This window comes from Micromonospora sp. HUAS YX12 (assembly GCF_040215685.1).
GTDB classification, from domain to species: Bacteria; Actinomycetota; Actinomycetes; order Mycobacteriales; family Micromonosporaceae; genus Micromonospora; species Micromonospora tulbaghiae.
The window spans coordinates 3,021,702-3,035,081 of the sequence record NZ_CP157974.1 but is presented as its reverse complement, the minus strand read 5'-3'; the positions used below and the strand labels follow the sequence as shown (position 1 = coordinate 3,035,081).

General features: G+C 73.7%; 10 protein-coding genes. 4 read left to right on the top strand and 6 right to left on the bottom strand.

Translation table 11 applies throughout. The features are described from left to right. The first annotated feature begins 83 nt into the window (after positions 1-83). Positions 84-2,090, top strand: coding sequence for a hypothetical protein (locus tag ABIH81_RS14775; RefSeq protein WP_349880806.1), 2,007 nt, complete (start codon positions 84-86; stop codon positions 2,088-2,090). Positions 2,091-2,094: 4 nt separating this feature from the next. On the opposite strand, the gene ABIH81_RS14770 is transcribed toward ABIH81_RS14775, so the two are convergent. From ABIH81_RS14770 to ABIH81_RS14760, 3 genes are all read right to left on the bottom strand, one after another. Then, entirely contained in the window at positions 2,095-2,802 is a 708-nt protein-coding gene (locus ABIH81_RS14770) for a lysophospholipid acyltransferase family protein (RefSeq protein WP_349880805.1), read from the bottom strand. Positions 2,803-2,959: 157 nt separating this feature from the next. Continuing rightward, positions 2,960-6,106 carry an isoleucine--tRNA ligase gene (gene ileS, locus ABIH81_RS14765; protein ID WP_349880804.1) on the bottom strand — a complete coding sequence of 1,049 codons (3,147 nt, stop codon included), beginning with the start codon at positions 6,104-6,106 and terminating at the stop codon, positions 2,960-2,962. A gap of 366 nt (positions 6,107-6,472) precedes the next feature. After that, positions 6,473-8,035 carry an alkaline phosphatase D family protein gene (locus ABIH81_RS14760; protein WP_349880803.1) on the bottom strand — a complete coding sequence of 521 codons (1,563 nt, stop codon included), beginning with the start codon at positions 8,033-8,035 and terminating at the stop codon, positions 6,473-6,475. Between the two features lie 193 nt (positions 8,036-8,228). On the opposite strand from ABIH81_RS14760, the gene ABIH81_RS14755 reads away from it, so the two are divergent. Beyond that, positions 8,229-8,666: a carboxymuconolactone decarboxylase family protein gene (locus ABIH81_RS14755; RefSeq protein WP_349880802.1), complete on the top strand. Its 438-nt coding sequence runs from the start codon at positions 8,229-8,231 to the stop codon at positions 8,664-8,666. Between the two features lie 63 nt (positions 8,667-8,729). Continuing rightward, positions 8,730-9,521, top strand: a complete 792-nt coding sequence (locus tag ABIH81_RS14750) for a hypothetical protein (protein WP_349880801.1) — start codon at positions 8,730-8,732, stop codon at positions 9,519-9,521. A 37-nt stretch (positions 9,522-9,558) separates the two neighbouring features. On the opposite strand, the gene ndk is transcribed toward ABIH81_RS14750, so the two are convergent. Further along, complete coding sequence (gene ndk / locus ABIH81_RS14745) at positions 9,559-9,984, bottom strand: nucleoside-diphosphate kinase (RefSeq protein ID WP_030503075.1); 426 nt, start codon at positions 9,982-9,984, stop codon at positions 9,559-9,561. A 145-nt stretch (positions 9,985-10,129) separates the two neighbouring features. Here ndk and ABIH81_RS14740 point away from each other — a divergent pair, with 145 nt between their 5' ends. Further along, a complete protein-coding gene (locus tag ABIH81_RS14740) occupies positions 10,130-11,455 on the top strand; it encodes a VOC family protein (RefSeq protein ID WP_349880800.1) in 1,326 nt (441 codons plus the stop codon). 72 nt (positions 11,456-11,527) lie between these two features. Here the strand turns inward: ABIH81_RS14740 and ABIH81_RS14735 are convergent, their stop codons facing one another. Together ABIH81_RS14735 and ABIH81_RS14730 are read right to left on the bottom strand one after the other, a co-directional pair. Beyond that, positions 11,528-12,007 carry a DUF4233 domain-containing protein gene (locus tag ABIH81_RS14735; RefSeq protein ID WP_349880799.1) on the bottom strand — a complete coding sequence of 160 codons (480 nt, stop codon included), beginning with the start codon at positions 12,005-12,007 and terminating at the stop codon, positions 11,528-11,530. Then, positions 12,004-13,347 (bottom strand): folylpolyglutamate synthase/dihydrofolate synthase family protein, encoded by a 1,344-nt coding sequence (locus tag ABIH81_RS14730; protein WP_349880798.1) that lies wholly within the window; start codon positions 13,345-13,347, stop codon positions 12,004-12,006. The genes ABIH81_RS14735 and ABIH81_RS14730 overlap by 4 nt, the downstream gene beginning before the upstream one ends. Positions 13,348-13,380: the final 33 nt, after the last annotated feature.

Genomic DNA, 13,380 nt, shown 5'->3' with positions numbered 1-13,380 from the left:
GGTGCCCGGGGGCCGGGGCGGAATTCGTCCTGGGTGGCGGGACGGTACTAACCTCGCAACGGGCGCGAGAGGAGATTGCCGCGATGCCGCAGCCGCAGCCGGGGGCGGACCGGCCGGCCGACGGGGCCGAGATGCCGTCCGTCACCGAGCCGGCGACCGCCGCCGACACCGAGGACGCCACCGGCGCCTCGGCTCCGGCGTCCCCTTCCGGCACGCCGGAGGCCGCCGACGACCGGAGCTCCGACGGGGTGCCGGCCGACCAGCCGTCCGACGCCGCCGACGGCGAACCGCACGACGGTACGCCCCACCGCCGGCCTTCCGCCGTCGCGTCCGACGAGCAGCCGCACCGCATCGAGCCCGGTGACCGGTCATCCGACGATGAGGCGCACGACTCGCCGTCCGACGTCCCGGCCGCGCAGAGCCCGGTGACCTCGACCTCCGACCCGCAGTCGACGTCGGCACCGGCCGACCAGGCGGAGCCGGCCGACCCGGCCGACCAGGGCGAACCGACGGAGCCGGCCGAGGCGGCGCGGCAGGACGAACCAGTCGAACGGGCGGGTTATCCGGCAGACCCGGCCGCCGCCTCGCTCGACGGTGCGAACACGCACCCGCCGGCGGAGGCCGCGACTGGCGACGCCGAATCGCCGAGCCAGGCCGGAACGACGACCGCCGACGCCGATGCCTCCACCGGCAACGCCGGAACGACGGCCGGCGCCGCCGACACCCCTACCGGCGACGCCGAGGCGCCGACCGTCGACGCCGGGACGCCGGCCGGCACCGACGCCACCCCACCCGTACCGGTCACCCGCGCTCGGGGATCGGCCGCGGTTCCCGGCCGCACCACGCCCGTCCCCACTCCGCGGACCGGGCGCCGGCCGGATCCGACCCGCATCGACCTCGCGCCGCGGCCGCCCCAGGCCACGACCACCCCCGACCCCACCCGGGTCGAGAACACCCCGGATCCCACCCGGGTGGAGAGCACACCCGACCCGGCCCGGGTCGAGGCGCCCGCGCCCCGCTGGAGCGGTTCCGCCGCCGTCCCGCCACCGCCGCCGCGCCGGCCCGGCTGGGGTGAGTCCGCCGAGCCCACGCCGGTGCCGCCGCTCGCGTCACCGGAACACGCAACGCCGGTCGACCCGTGGGCGGGGGTGGACACCACCGGCTGGGAGCTGCACGCCCCCGAGCTGCCGCCGCTGACGCCGACGCTGCCGTACACCGCGCCCTGGGCCGCGCCGAACAACTCCCACCCGGCCCATCCGGCGCCACCGGCCCACCCCGCCCCGCAACCGGCGCCGCCGGCCCATCCCGCGCCGCCCGCAGCCCGGCCGGTCTCACCACCACCGCACAGCCCGCCGTACCCCGGACCGGCCCGGCCGGTCTCGCCGCCGCACCACCCCGGCCCGCCGGCCGCCCGCCCCCTGCCTCCGCCGGCGCCGGTCGCGCCGCCGGCGAAGCCCGGCCGGCCGCCGAAGCAGCGCCGGGGCAAGGCCGGCCCGCCGGCCGCGCCGCCGGGCTGGCAGCAGCCGCCCAAGCGGACCCGCCGCCGGCGCCGCTGGCCCTGGGTGCTGCTGCTCTCCGTGGCCTGCTGCTGCGGCCTCCCGCTCTGGTGGTTCCAGCCGATCTCCAGCCAGTACCCGGCCGACGCCACCCTCCCGGACCAGATCGACTCGATGCGGCTGCGCCAGGACGACAGCAGCCGGGTCGCCGCCGAGGAGCTGAAGTCCCAGGTACGCGAGGCGAACCTGCTCGCCGAGGACACGTTCGCCGGCATCTACAGCACGAGCGACGGCAAGCGGGTGACGTTGTTCGGCAGCACCGGCCTGCGGTTCAGTCCGGAGTCGGACGCCGAGGCGGAAATCGACCGTCTGGCCGGGGACTACGCCCTGAAGGAGTCGGTGGCCGTGGACACGGGCGTACGGGGGCGCTACGAGCGCTGCGCCGTCGGCCGGGCGGACGGCGACTCGGTGGTGGTCTGCGTCTCGGCCGACCACGGCAGCCTCACCACAGGGGTGTTCACCCGGCTCTCGGTGGACGACAGCGGGCGGCTGCTGAACGACCTGCGCCAGCGTGTGGTGGTGCCGAAGTCCTGACCGCTCAGGCGGTCTGCTCGCCGCCGGCCTGGTCACCTGCGGTCTGGCCGGCGCGCTTCGGGGCGTAGCGCGGGACGTACTCCTGGCCGCTGAGCTCCTGGATCTCGGCCATCATCTCGTCGGTCATCGCGCGCAGCGAGGTGCGGTCGTCGGGACGGCCGGTGTAGTCCAGCGGCTTGCCGAACTTGATGGTGATCTTGGCGCGGCCCGGTCGCGGGATCCGCGTGCCGATGGGCTGGGCCTTGTCGGTGCCGGTCACGCCGACCGGGATGATCGGCACGCCGGCGGCGATCGCCAGCCGGACGGTGCCGGTACGCCCGCGGTAGAGCCGCCCGTCCGGGGAGCGGGTGCCCTCCGGGTAGACGGCGACCAGGTCACCGGCCTTGAGCACCGGGATCGCCGCGTCGAACGCGGTCAGCGCGGCCCGGCCACCGGCCCGCTCGACCGGGATCGCGCCCAGGCCGGTGAGCACGAACTTGGAGAAGCTGCCCTTGAGCCCGGTGCCCTTGAAGTACTCCGACTTGGCCCAGAACGCCAGGTGCCGGGGCACCACGGTGCCGAGGAGCAGTTCGTCGGCGACGGAGAGGTGGTTGCTGGCGAAGATCGCGCCGCCGGTCGCCGGGATGTGCTCCAAACCCTCCACGTGCGGACGGAAGGCCAACCGGAGCGCGGGCGCCACGGTGAGCTTGCCGATGGTGTAGAGCAGGGGCACGGGTCCTCCGGCGGTCGTACGTGAAACAGGCGCTGTCACGGTAGCCGACGCGGCCGTCCGCCACCGAGCGGGTGGCCCGCAGTCCACTCGCTGGGTGCGGGTGTTAAGCAGGGGCCCTTCCTCTACCTGAGGCGTTAAGAAGGGCCCCCGCCTTACATCACACCCTGCGGACCGTCACGGTCACGCGCTCGCCCTCGCCCGCCTCGCCGGTGAAGCCGTCGAGGCCCTCGGCGAAGTCGATGCTGTCCGCGAGCACCTCCCGGGCCACGAACTCGGTGTACGCGGCGACCGCCGCGCGCACCTCCTCGGAGGCGGAGACGGCCACCGTGATCCGGTCCGAGACGTCCAGGCCGGCCTCGCGGCGGGCCTGCTGCACGACCCGGACGACGTCCCGGGCCAGCCCCTCGGCGGCCAGTTCCGGCGTGACCTCGGTGTCCAGCACGACCACTCCCTCACCGCCGGGCAGCGGCGCGGAGTGCTCCGCGTCGGCGGCGACCAGGCGCAGCTCGTACTCCCCCTCGGCGAGCGTGACCCCGGCGGCGACCGGGGCGCCGTCGCGCAGCTCCCACTCCCCCGCCTTGACCGCCTTGATCACCTGCTGGACGGCCTTGCCGACGCGCGGGCCGAGCGCCCGCGGCACCACGGTGAGCACCTGCTGGCAGTACGCGGACAGCTCCGCGCTGAACTCCACCGTCTTCACGTTGACCTCGTCGGCGATCAGGTCGGCGAACGGCCGTAGCTGCTCCGCGGCCGGCGAGGCCACGGTCAACCGGGCCAGCGGCAGTCGCACCCGCAACCCCTTGGCCTTGCGCAGCGACAACGCCGCCGAGGCGACCGCCCGGACGTTGTCCATCGCGGAGACCAGCTCGTGGTCGGCCGGGAACTCCGCCGCGGACGGCCAGTCGGTCAGGTGCACCGACCGCTCGCCGGTCAGCCCGCGCCAGATCTCCTCGGCGGTCAGCGGCGCCAGCGGCGCCACCACCCGGCAGAGCGTCTCCAGCACGGTCCACAGCGTGTCGAACGCGTCCGCGTCGCCGGCCCAGAACCGGTCCCGGGACCGGCGCACGTACCAGTTGGTCAGCGCGTCCAGGTAGGACCGCACCGTCGCGCACGCACCGGAGATGTCGTACGCGTCCATCTGCGCGCCGACGGTCGCCACCAGCTCGTTCGTCTTCGCCAGCACGTACCGGTCGAGCACGTTCGCCGAGTCGGTACGACGACGCGCGGTGTGGCCGTCGGCGTTGGCGTAGAGCGAGAAGAAGTACCAGACGTTCCACAGCGGCAGCAGGACCTGGCGCACCGCGTCCCGGATCAGCGTCTCGGTCACAGCCATGTCGCCGCCGCGCAGCACCGGCGAGGACATCAGCATCCATCGCATCGCGTCCGACCCGTAGGAGTCGAACACGTGGTAGACGTCCGGGTAGTTGCGCAGGCTCTTGGACATCTTGCGCCCGTCCGAGCCGAGCAGGATGCCGTGGCTCAGGCAGTTGCGGAACGCCGGCCGGTCGAACAGCGCGGTGGCCAGCACGTGCATGGTGTAGAACCAGCCGCGGGTCTGCCCGATGTACTCGACGATGAAGTCACCCGGGTAGTGGTGCTCGAACCAGTCCGCATTCTCGAACGGGTAGTGCACCTGGGCGAACGGCATCGAGCCGGACTCGAACCAGCAGTCCAGCACCTCCGGCACCCGGCGCATCATCGACTTGCCCGTCGGATCGTCCGGGTTGGGGCGGACCAGATCGTCCACCGCCGGCCGGTGCAGGTCGGTCAGGCGTACGCCGAAGTCACGCTCGATGTCGGCCAGCGAGCCGTACACGTCCACCCGCGGGTAGTTCGGGTCGTCGGAGCGCCACACCGGGATCGGCGAGCCCCAGAACCGGTTCCGGCTGATCGACCAGTCCCGGGCGTTGGCGAGCCACTTGCCGAACGAGCCGTCCTTGATGTGCCCGGGGGTCCAGTTGATCTGCTGGTTCAGCTCGACCATCCGGTCCTTGAACTTCGTCACCGCGACGAACCACGACGACACCGCCTTGTAGACCAGCGGGGTGTCGCAGCGCCAGCAGTGCGGGTACGAGTGGGTGTAGGTGTCCTGCCGCAGCACCACCCCCCGCTCCTTCAGCTCCCGGATCACCGGCTTGTTCACGTCGAAGACCTGCTCGCCCTGGTACGGCGGCACCAACGCGGTGAACCGGGTGTGGTCGTCCACGGTCACGACGGTGGGGATGCCGGCGGCGTTGCAGGTGTTCTGGTCGTCCTCACCGAAGGCGGGCGCCAGGTGGACGATCCCGGTGCCGTCCTCGGTGGTGACGAAGTCCGCGCCGAGCACCTGGTAGGCGTTCGGGCCGGCCGGCTCGACCAGGAAGTCGTAGAGCGGCGTGTAGCGGCGTCCGACCAGGTCGCGGCCGTACACGGTGCCGACCTGCTCGTACCCCTCCAGCTCCTTGGCGTACGCGCCGAGGCGCGCGGCGCCGACGACGTAGCGCTCACCGTCGCGTTCCAGCAGCGCGTACTCGATGTCGGGGCCGACGGCGAGCGCCAGGTTCGACGGCAGCGTCCACGGCGTGGTGGTCCAGACGCCCAGCTTGACCGGCCCGCGCAGCGGCTCCGGCGCGTTCTCGTCGGCGGTCAGCTCGAACCAGACGGTGAGCGTCGGGTCGTGCCGGTCCCGGTAGACGTCGTCCATCCGGGTCTCGGTGTTCGACAGCGGCGTCTCGCACCGCCAGCAGTACGCGAGCACCCGGAAGCCCTCGTAGACCAGGCCCTTGTCGTGCAGGGTCTTGAAGGCCCACATGACGCTTTCCATGTAGTCCAGGTCGAGCGTCTTGTAGTCGTTGGCGAAGTCGACCCAGCGGGCCTGCCGGGTGACGTACCGCTCCCAGTCGTGGGTGAACTCGAGCACGGACGTGCGGCAGGCGTCGTTGAACCGGGCCACGCCGAGGTCGAGGATCTCCGCCTTGGTGGTGATGCCGAGCTGCTTCTCGGCCACCACCTCGGCGGGCAGGCCGTGGCAGTCCCAGCCGAACCGGCGTTCGACGTGCTTGCCGCGCATGGTCTGGTAGCGCGGCACCACGTCCTTGACGTAGCCGGTGAACAGGTGGCCGTAGTGCGGCAGGCCGTTGGCGAACGGCGGGCCGTCGTAGAAGACGTACTCGTTCTCCCCGTTGCGGCCGGCGTCGCGGGCCTCGACGGACGCCTCGAAGGTCTTGTCGGCCGTCCAGTGCTCCAGCACCCGGCGCTCGACCGCGGGCAGGTCCGGGCTCGCCGGGACACCGGCGCCGGTCGGGTCGTGCAACGGATAGGCCATCGCCTGTCGCTCTCCCTCAGCAGCTCACTCGTCTGTGGTCTGCGAGGACGAGCCACATCCGGTACGCCGTGACCGGCGCCCCGGGCGTGGCCCGCGGTACCACCCCGCTTGGCGGCCGAGGTGCGACCGCCCGCTCGTTGGCCGGCTGTGACGGGCCGGTCCCGTCCGGTTCTACTGAGCCGGTGACCCGGCCGTTCTTCCGGAGGCTCGCCGGTGATGGCCGGGTCGTCGCCTGTGCGCCCAAGCGTACTCGACCCCCACCCCGCGCGCCGCTGAGTATCCCGCACCCCCGGCTTGCCCCGTCGATCATGAGGTTGACGGCGAAATCCGAGATCGACATCGCCGCCAACCTCATGGTCAACGGGGTCAGGCGGGGCGCGACGGGGCCGGGAGGGTGGTGGTCCAGAGGGAGGCGCCGGACCGGTCGCGGAGGTGGACCGTCAGCGCCGCCGACGGGCCGTCGATCGACACCTCACCGAAGTGCTGGAAGCCCTCGGCCGGGGAGGTGTTGGCGCGCGGCGGGGCGTGCACGAAGACCGCCTTCGGGCCGAACGTGCCGTCGAGCGCGTTCGGGCCGAACGCGCCGGCGTGCGCCGGGCCGGAGACGAACTCCCAGAACGGGCTGAAGTCCCGCACCGCCGCGCGCGCCGGGTCGTAGTGGTGGGCGGCGGTGTAGTGCACGTCGGCGGTGAGGAACACCAGCCCGGTCACCCCGGCCCGGTGCGAGGCGCGCAGCACCTCGGCGAACTCCAGCTCCCGGCCGGCCGGCGCGCCGTGGTCGCCCTGCGCGACGCCCTCCTGCGCGCCTGCCCCGTCCGGCACCACCACGCCGATCGGCAGGTCGTTGGCGATCACCTTCCAGGTGGCGCGGGACGCGCGCAGCTCCCGGATCAGCCACTCCCGCTGCGCCCGGCCGAGCAGGCCGCGGTTGCGGTCGGCGTACGTGTTGCCGTCGTTCGGATCCTTGTAGGTGCGCATGTCCAGCACGAACACGTCCAGCAGCGGCCCGTACGACAACTTGCGGTACATCGGCCCGCCCGCCGGCACCGGCAGCCACTCGTGGAACGCCTGCCGGGCCCGGGCGGCGAGCACGTCCACCCGCTTCTCGCCGTACCTGTCGTCGGTCAGGATCTCCCCCGGGTACCAGTTGTTCACCACCTCGTGGTCGTCCCACTGGTTGATCTGCGGCACCTCGGCGGCGAACGCCCGCAGGTGCTCGTCGAGCAGGTTGTACGCGAACTGCCCCCGGTACTCGGCGAGCGTCTCGGCCACCTTGCTCTTCTCCGGCGTCACCAGGTTGCGCCAGGTACGGCCGTCCGGCAGGACGACGCTCTCGGCCAGCGGCCCGTCGGCGTACACGGTGTCGCCGCTGCACAGGAAGAAGTCGGGGCGGCGCTCCCGCATCGCCCGGAAGATCGCCAGGCCGTCGAAGCCGGGGCTGATCCCCCAGCCCTGCCCGACGATGTCGCCGGTCCACACGAACCGCACGTCACGCCGCTGGTGCCGCCCGGGGGCGGTGGCGAACGAGCCGGTCAGCGGCTCGCTGCACAGGCCGCGCCGGTCCAGGCACTCCACCCGTACCCGGTAGTGCAGCCGCTGACCCGCGGGCAGACCGCGCAGCCGGACCCGGCCGGTGAAGTCGCCGGTGGGGTCGACCACCGGGCCGCCCACCAGGCGGGCGCCGCGCAGGTCCGGCCGGCGGCTCACCTCGACCAGCATCCGGCCGGGCCGGTCCGCGCGGGTCCAGACCAGCGCCGAGCCGGCCGTCACGTCGCCGCTCTGCACGCCGTGGGTGAGCAACGGCCGGCCGCCGCGCCGCAGGCCGGGTGCGGCAGGCGCGCCGGGCGCGCCGAGCAGCGCGCCGCCGGCGACTCCGGCACCGGCGACCAGGCCGGCGCGGAGCAGGGTACGTCGATCGAAGTACGTCATGGGTTCTCCCGGTCTCGGCGGTGTCGCCAGCCCGGTCTACCGGCCGCAGGTGGCCGGGGACTCCGGTCGAGGTGACCGGCACGTCAACGACGGCTGTCCAGCCGCGCCATGACCACCGTCACACCGCCGTGCCGTCACACCGCAGCCGCCGTGCCCCGTCCTGTCCGCGTACCCGAACCCCAAGGAGGCGGCGATGAGCCGGATGGACATGGCGGCGGTGGCACCCGAGGCGTACCAGGCCGTGCTGGGCCTGGAGAAGTACGTCCGGGCGAACGTGGACCACACCGTGCTGGAACTGGTGAAGCTGCGGGCGTCGATGCGCAACGGCTGCGCGTTCTGCGTGGACATGCACAGCCGCGAGGCGCTGGCGGCCGGTGAGGACAGCCGCCGGCTGTTCGCGGTCGCGGCGTGGCGCGAGGCCCCGTTCTTCGACGAGCGGGAGCGGGCCGCGCTGGCCCTCACCGACGCGGTGACCCGGCTCGGCGAGCACGGCGTGCCGGACGACGTCTGGGACGCCGCGACGAAGGTGTGGTCGGAGAAGGAGCTGGCGGACCTGGTGACGGCGATCGCCACCATCAACGTGTGGAACCGGATCGCGGTGACCTGCCGGACGCAGCCGCCGGCCGAGTAGCGCACCCCCGGGCGCCGCGCGGTTCCTCTACAGTCGCCGGTACACGCCGACGGGGGAGGAAACGTGCGTGCCCGACTGATCCCTGCCGCCCTGGTGGCGGCGACCCTGCTCGCCGGCTGCGGCGCCGAGGCGCCGGTCGCGCCCGCGACGAGGTCGCCGTCACCGGTGCCCAGCGCGTCGCCCGCGCCCGAACACGAGGGGCCGGCGGTCCTGGCCGCGGTACGCCGCGCCGCCGGGCGTCTCGGCCCGGTCGGGCGCGCCGAGTCGACCGCGAACGCGAGCGCGCAGCTCGGCCTCTGCGACATGCCGAGGCCGCTGGCCGGCAACTACCGCGACCCGGTCACCGTCAGATCCTTCTTCACCGTCCGCGCCGAGACGAAGCCCGCCGCCTACTCCGGCGGCGGGCAGCGCGGGGAGGCGATCGGCCGGGTCCAGGTGGTCGCGGCCGTGCGGCCCGACGCGACGCCACCGCCGGTCGAGCAGGCGTTCGAGACGGTACGCCGGACGACGTGCACCGGCGGCGCCACGCACCTGCTCGGCGAACCGTACAGCGGCGTGATCGGCTACCGGGGAACCAGTGCTCCGGTACGGGTGGCCGGTACGACGGGTGTGCTCGCCACCGTCACCGCCGACAGCGACCGCCTGGACTCCGGCAGCCACTACCCGCTGCTGGGCCACGCCCGGGTGATCGTCCGGCACCGGGGTTACCTCGTCGAGGCGAGCGTGCTCTGCGCCCGCCCGGCCCGTCCCGGTGACCGGAAGGCGGTCACCGCGGAGGCGCGTACCCGGGCGGTGGCCCTGGCGGAGCGGATCGTGCGTGAGCTCGGCGCGCTGCCGGCCGCGCCGACGCCGTGACGAGCCGGCGGCGGCCCGGGGCCGCCGCCGGAACCGCTCAGGCCAGCTCGGGGAACCAGAGCGCGATCTCGCGCTTGGCGCTGTCCGCCGAGTCGGAGGCGTGCACCAGGTTCTCCCGGTTCGACAGCGACAGGTCACCGCGGATGGTGCCGGCGGCGGCCTTGCGGCCGTCGGTGCTGCCGATCATCGCGCGCACCACCTCGATCACCTGGTCGCCGGAGAGCACGAGCGCCACCAGCGGGCCGCTGGTCATGAACGTCTTCAGCGGCGGGTAGAACGGCTTGTCGACGTGCTCGGCGTAGTGCTGGTCGGCGAAGTCGCCGTCCATGGTCCGGCTCACCATCGCGTCGATCCGCAGGCCCTTGCGCTCGAAACGGGACAGGATCTCGCCCACCAGACCGCGGCGTACCGCGTCGGGCTTGATCAGTACGAGCGTCCGCTCGTCCGGGCTGCTGCTGGACACGCTGGGTTCCTCCTGCGCACTCAAACGGGGTTCGGCTGGGTACGGTCAGCGTAGCGACCCGGTCCCGGCGCCGGCGCGGCGGCTGCGTCTTCCCTGGCCCGCCGCGGCGGCCTAGCCTGGCCCTGGAACCCCTGGGAGGTCCACTGTGGCGAATGGCGGGAACCGCACGATCGCGCCGGTACGCAAACTGATCGGGGCGGTGCTGGGCACCGTCGCCACCTTCGTGACCGTGTTCGGGCTCGGCATGACGAGCTGGGCCATCGTGGCGCTCGGCGTCGCGCTGCTGGTGCTGGCGGTCGCCCTGGCCACGGTACGCGGCGGCGGCCGCACCTGGGTGATCGGCCTGGGGCACGTGCACAGCGCCTCCGAACCACCCACCCAGTACGCGTTCGGCCGGTGCGAGCTGCAACTGGTCATCGACGCGCCCGGGCTGCCACCCCGCTCCAAGAAGATCATCGAGCCCCGGGTGCCGGTCGCCAAGTGGCCCTCGCTGGGCCAGGCGCTGCCGGTCCGGGTGGCGCTCGACGACCAGCGGCACGTACGCGTGCTCTGGGACGAGGTGCCCACGCACGCGGAGAGCGCCGCCGCGGTCGCCGACCTGCCGCCCGAGTACACCGCCGAGCCGGACCCGCTGGACGAGCCGCTGATCGCGCAGGAGGCGCCGCCGTGGGCCGGGCGCGCGCCGGAGGACGACTTCCGCGACGACTACCCGCCCGCGCCGGACCCGTACCGGGACGACGTCCCGCCCCGGGCCGAGGAACGCGAGCCGGTGGTGCTGCACCAGAGCCCCGGCGGCCCGGTGGTGCTGGAGGGACAGCTCGTCGAACCGGCCGACCGCACGGCCGGCCCCGGCCCGCTCCCCCGCCGCGCCCCGGCGCCCCGCTCGCCGGCCGAGGAGCCGCCCGACACGGTGCCGGTCGAGACCGTGCTCGCCGACCCCGAGCCGGCCGACACCGTGCCCGACCCGATCGACGTGGCGCTCGACGATCCCACGGACGCGCCGCGGCGCTCCGACGCGACGCCGACCGCCGAGGAGCTGGACGAGGCGATCTTCGGCCCGTCCGGCGCGGCCGAACCGGACGAGCTGGCCAGCCCGATCAGCGGCGTCGGCATCACGCTGCTCGTCACCGACCTGGACCGGTCCCTCGACTTCTACCGCGAACTCGGCTTCGACGAGCTGGACCGGGGCGAGGGCAACGCCGTGCTCTCCTCCGGGCCGACCCGGCTGGTGCTGCGCCGGGTGACCGGTGCGGCCCCGATCAGCCGCCGCCTGGTGCACGTCAACCTGGAGGTGGACGACATCCAGGGGGCGTACGAGCGGCTGCGCGACTCCGGCGTCCGGTTCACCTACGCCCCGCGCGTGGTCAACCGGGGCACCAAGCTGGAGGTATGGGCGGCGGCCTTCCGCGACCCCGACGGCCACGGCGTCGCGCTGACGCAGTGGCGCACGCTCGCCGACGCCCCGATGTAAGGAAGGGCCCCTTCTTAACGCCTCAGGTAGAGGAAGGGGCCCTTCTTAACACGCGGAACCACGCGACGGCGCTCAGCCGAGGATGACCCGCCGCACGTGCAGCGCGTACGCCCACACCAGCGCGAACATCACCCCGAGCGCGAACAGCGACCAGTGCAGCAGCCCGGAGAGCAGCAGCAGGCCCTGGATCACGGTGCCGGCGTGCCACGCCCACGGGCGGCGCATCATGCCGGCGAGCACCACGCACGCGACCGCCAGCGCCACGATCGCGCCGATCGCCGCGCCGCTGAGGTCACCGCCGACCACCCGGATCGGCTGGATGGCCAGCAGCAGCACCAGCGCCTCCAGCGACATGGTGCCGGCGCCGAGCCCGCGCACCGCCTTGTCCGGGTTCCGCAGCCCGGACCGCCGCACGCCGCCCGCCGGCTCCGGACCGGCCGGCTGCTCCGGACCCGCCGGCCGTTCAGCGCCGCTCGTCTGCTCCGGGCCGCCCGCTGGCTCCGGACCCGCCGGCTGCTCAGCGCCGGTCGGGCGCTGCTGCGGGCCGGTCATCGCTTGAGCAGCCGGCGGGCGTCGGCCACTGTCACCACCGAGCCGGTGACCAGCACGCCCACCCCGGACAGCTCGCCCGGCACGTCCGACTCGGCCTCCGCCACTGCCGCCTCGATGGCGTCCGGCATCTCCCGGGCCACCTGCACCCGCTCCGGCCCGAAGATCTCCCGCGCCAGCGCGGCCAGCTCGTCCACCGGCATCGCCCGGGGCGAGCTGTTCTCCGCCACCACGATCGAGTCGAGCACCGGTTCGAGCAGTTCCAGCAGGCTCGCCGCGTCCTTGTCGCCGAGCACCGCCAGCACGCCGACGAGCTTGCTGAACGCGAACTCCTCCTGCACGGCGGCGACAGTGGCGGCCATCCCGTGCGGGTTGTGCGCGCCGTCGAGCAGCACCGTCGGGGCGGTACGGACCCGCTCCAGCCGGCCCGGCGAGCTGGTCGCGGCGAAGCCCTCACGGACCGCCTCGATGTCGAGCTGCCGCCGGGCCCCGGCGCCGAGGAACGCCTCCACGGCGGCCAGCGCCACCGCCGCGTTCTGCGCCTGGTGCGCGCCGTGCAGCGGGATGAAGATCTCCTCGTACACCCCGCCCAGGCCCTGGATGGTCAGCACCTGGCCGCCGACCGCGACCGCGCGGCGCAGCACGCCGAACTCGGCGCCCTCGCGGGCGACGGTCGCGTTGACCTCGGCGCAGCGTTCCAGGATCGGGCGGGCCGCCTCCTCCTCCTGCGCCGCCGCGATCACCGTGGCGCCGGGGTGGATGATGCCCGCCTTGTGCAGCGCGATGTCCTCGATCGTGTCGCCGAGCCACTCGGTGTGGTCCAGCCCGATCGGGGTGATCACGGCGACGCCGGCCTGGATCACGTTCGTCGCGTCCTCCGCGCCGCCGAGCCCGACCTCCACCACCGCCACGTCGACCGGGGCGTCGGCGAACGTGGCGAACGCCAGCGCGGTGGTCATGTCGAAGTACGTCAGCGGCTCGGCGAACCGCTGGTCGACCAGCTCGGCCAGCGGCGCGATCTCGCGGTACGTGGACACGAACCGCTCCTCGCTCACCGGCTCGCCGTCCAGGCTGATCCGCTCCCGGACGGTCTCCAGGTGCGGGCTGGTGTAGCGGCCGGTGTGCAGCCCGAACGCCCGCAGCACCGAGTCGATCATCCGGGCCGTCGAGGTCTTGCCGTTGGTGCCGGTCAGGTGGATCGACGGGTACGCCCGCTGCGGGCTGCCCAGCAGGTCGAGCAGGGTCTCGATCTTCTCCAGCTCGAAGTGCATCCGGGTGAAGCCGCGCGCGTTGAGCGCGGCCTCCACCTCGGCGAACGCGGTGCGGTCGGTGCTGTCACTCATGCGGAGCCATCTTTCGTTCGCGACTGCGGGGCT

Coding starts and splice junctions, on each gene's coding strand:
- ABIH81_RS14735 (WP_349880799.1), bottom strand. CDS start 12,007: ATGACCGGCCCGCAGCAGCGCCCGACCGGCGCTGAGCAGCCGGCGGGT.
- ABIH81_RS14775 (WP_349880806.1), top strand. CDS start 84: ATGCCGCAGCCGCAGCCGGGGGCGGACCGGCCGGCCGACGGGGCCGAG.
- ileS (WP_349880804.1), bottom strand. CDS start 6,106: ATGGCCTATCCGTTGCACGACCCGACCGGCGCCGGTGTCCCGGCGAGC.
- ABIH81_RS14730 (WP_349880798.1), bottom strand. CDS start 13,347: ATGAGTGACAGCACCGACCGCACCGCGTTCGCCGAGGTGGAGGCCGCG.
- ABIH81_RS14755 (WP_349880802.1), top strand. CDS start 8,229: ATGAGCCGGATGGACATGGCGGCGGTGGCACCCGAGGCGTACCAGGCC.
- ABIH81_RS14760 (WP_349880803.1), bottom strand. CDS start 8,035: ATGACGTACTTCGATCGACGTACCCTGCTCCGCGCCGGCCTGGTCGCC.